This window comes from Microcoleus sp. BR0-C5 (genome assembly GCF_036705045.1).
Classification (GTDB): Bacteria; Cyanobacteriota; Cyanobacteriia; order Cyanobacteriales; family Microcoleaceae; genus Microcoleus.
The window spans coordinates 1,045-4,337 of record NZ_JAUBTR010000084.1 but is presented as its reverse complement, the minus strand read 5'-3'; the positions used below and the strand labels follow the sequence as shown (position 1 = coordinate 4,337).

Sequence of the window (3,293 nt, the reverse complement as noted above, 5' to 3'; positions counted from 1 at the left end):
CTATATAAAAGCTCTCGTAACTCCTGCGATTGCAAAGTATAACGAACAATGACATACTTATATAAACGCACCCAAATCTGATATAATTAACTCTTCAGTCGTCTTCAGACGACTTCAGCTTTGAGACAGGGGTTTCAACCCCTGGCGGACTGTCGGACTATCGAAAAATCCGACTATCGAAAAATCCGACTGTCTGACTGCGGGAATGTCGAACAATCCAACTGTTGTGGGCGGGCTAGAAGCCCAACCCCTACTCCCCACAATAAAATTAAATCTTTGTGGAACAGGCCGGAAAGCCTGTTCCTAAAAACAATAACCAACAACCAAAAAATCATGCGCCCTCACCTCTTCATCGAGAAAATCATGCCCGTAAATCTGCTAAACCAGCAGGTTTATTACGAACACGGCGGCAATCCATTTAAAGGATTGCATCGCTGGTATTCGCGCAAACCTTTATCGTTTTCTCGCGCTTCGGTGTTGGCGTCGATTTTACCCGCAGATATCTCTTTAGAAGAGTTTGAATATTTGCTGGGATTGGAACCGGGGAAGGAAATTAAACTCTACAAAACTCCCCCGTCTTCGGTGCGAATTAAAAAGGTTCATGACTATTGCGAGAAGGTGTGGGGGAATCGCACGCCGACGATTTTAGATGCGTTTGCGGGTGGGGGAAGCATTCCCTTTGAGGCGGCGCGGTACGGGTTGAATGTGTTGGCGTCGGATCTCAATCCGGTGGCGGTGGTGACGATGAAGGCGGCGATGGAATATCCGCTGAAATTTGGCCCGGATTTGCAGGAGGATATTGATAAATGGGTGAAATGGGTGGGGGATGAAGCTGAGAAAAGATTAGCTGAATTTTTCCCTTCTTTACCGGGGGAAACTGTACAGAATTATTTCTGGGCGCATACGGTGGTTTGTCCGAGTTGTCAGTCGGTTGTGCCTTTGAGTCCGAATTGGTGGTTAGATAGATCACCTGGTGGTGCAAAAAAAGGTCAATGGTGTGCGGTGAAACCGATTCCTAACTTGGCACAAAAGCGGGTTGATTTTGACTTGGTGAAGGGGAAGAAAGGGAAGGAGACGACGATTAAAACGGATGCGGGTGAGTACGAGCCGAGTGTTTATAACACAATTAGCCGGGGTGTTGGTAAATGTCCGAATTGTGGGAGTGTGATTGAGGACGATGTAATTAAGTGTCAAGCTCAATCAGGAAAATTTGGGCATCAATTTTATGCCATTGCTTATAAAAAAGGTAAAAGTAGTTTAGAGTTTAGAATCCCTACAAGTTTAGATTTAGATGGAGTTATTAAAACTGAAAAATATATAAAAAATGAATTAGATAAAATTCAAACTTTAGGTGATCTTCAAAATACTCAAGTGATCGCAGGTGAAAAAACGGATGAATTAATTAGATATGGGATTGATTACTGGGATAAGTTGTTTAACCCTCGTCAGCTTCTAACACTTATCACCTATGTAGAAATTATCCACGAAGCTAATGAGATTCTACAGGCTGAGTGTGAACGGGAGAAGGCAGAGGCAATTATTACTTATTTAGGATTAATATTAGATAGATGTGTTGATATTAACAGTAGATTAACTCATCTTAACCCTGCTGGAAGTTGGGGAATACAGCTATCATCTGCTCAACACGCTCTCAATTTAATGTGGAATTATGTAGAAGCGTCAGGAAATAATAAACTTTGGAATACATATTCGCAAACAGTTCAAAAAGGATATACTGAAATTTGTAAATTATTCGGCACAAAACCCCATTCATCAGGCCTCCCCGGCATCGAACAATACGATCCAAAAAGCATCCAAATCAATTCCGCATCCGCCGATAGCCTATACCACATTCCAGACAATTCTGTCGATGCCATTGTCACAGATCCGCCTTACTATGGCACCATCCAATATGCCGAACTCTCCGACTTTTTCTACGTTTGGATGAAGCGCACATTAGGCGATATATTCCCAGATTTATTCTACACAGAACTCACCGACAAAGATCGAGAAGCCGTCGCCAACCCGTCGCGCTTCCGCAACATGGGCGCATCCCCCGACGAACTCGCCAAACAAGATTACGAAGCAAAAATGGCCCTCGCCTTCACCGAATATTACCGAGTTTTGCGCGAAGACGGCGTGATGACAGTCCAATTCAACCACAAAGAATCGGGGGCGTGGGATGTACTCACAAAATCCCTCATCGATGCCGGTTTCGAGATTACCGCATCCTGGGCCGTCAGTACCGAAAATCCCCAAAACCTCCACCAAGCGCAAAAAAATTCAGTTTCCAGTACCGTCCTTTTAGTTTGCCGCAAGCGTGACCCCAACGCCGCCCAAGCTTGGTGGGATGATTTGCGCCCAGAAGTCGCCAATCTCGTCGAACAACGCGCGCCAGAATTTGAAGCCAACGACATCAAAGGTATCGACCTTTATTTAAGCGCCTTTGGCCCCGCTTTAAATGTGTTCAGCCGTTCCTATCCCATCCTCAACAGCAGCGGCGAAGAAGTGCGCCCGGAAGTTGCTTTTGCTGAAGCCAGAAAAGCCATTGCAAACTATCGCTTCCGCAAACTTGCACAAACCGATACCGCCGGATTTGACGCCCTGACGCAGTGGTATTTCCTCGCGTGGGATGCCTTCGGCGCTGTCGAGTTCCCCTTCGATGAAGCGCGACAACTCGCCCTCGCCGTCGGCGGTTTCAACGTCGTTGATTTAGCAAAAGTCTACAAATTAATTGACTCGACTAGCGGCACTTGCAAACTGTTGACACCGAAACAGCGGTTGAAAAAATCAGCTTTTTCGGTCAATCCGCAAGATTTTTCGATTACCTATTTAGTCGATGGATTGCACGCGATTATCGGTTTGTATCAGGAGGACGGAGATATTCAAATCGTGCGCGAGTTTATGAAAAAAACAGCTTTGACTGATAACGATAATTTCATGCGGGCGATAGAAGTGGCGCTGAAAGTGATTCCGCGTATTGGGGATGAGAAGAAACGGATACCGGAGGAGAAGGCTTTGTTAGATTTGTGGTTGGCGATGGATGAGATTAAGGCCAAGGTTGTTTATCAACAGATGGAAATTCAGTTTGAGGGACAGTTGAGTTTATTTTAATTGAGATGTTGCGCGCGGGTGGCCAGAAACCGGGTTTTTTTGAGATACTCGGTTACAGGCGAGAAAACCCGCAAAAACCCGGTTTCTTAAGTTGTGGCGTGGGGCCAGAAACCGGGTTTTTTTGAGATACTCGGTTACAGGCGAGAAAACCCGCAAAAACCCGGTTTCTTAAGTTGTGG

General features: G+C 45.5%; 1 protein-coding gene. It reads left to right on the top strand.

The features are described from left to right. Positions 1 to 363 precede the first annotated feature (363 nt). Entirely contained in the window at positions 364 to 3,114 is a 2,751-nt protein-coding gene (locus QUB08_RS27255; RefSeq protein ID WP_333228814.1) for a DUF1156 domain-containing protein, read from the top strand. Positions 3,115 to 3,293 lie beyond the last annotated feature (179 nt).

Excerpts from the sequence above, each read along its gene's own strand:
- QUB08_RS27255 (WP_333228814.1), top strand. The coding sequence starts at position 364 with ATGCCCGTAAATCTGCTAAACCAGCAGGTTTATTACGAACACGGCGGC.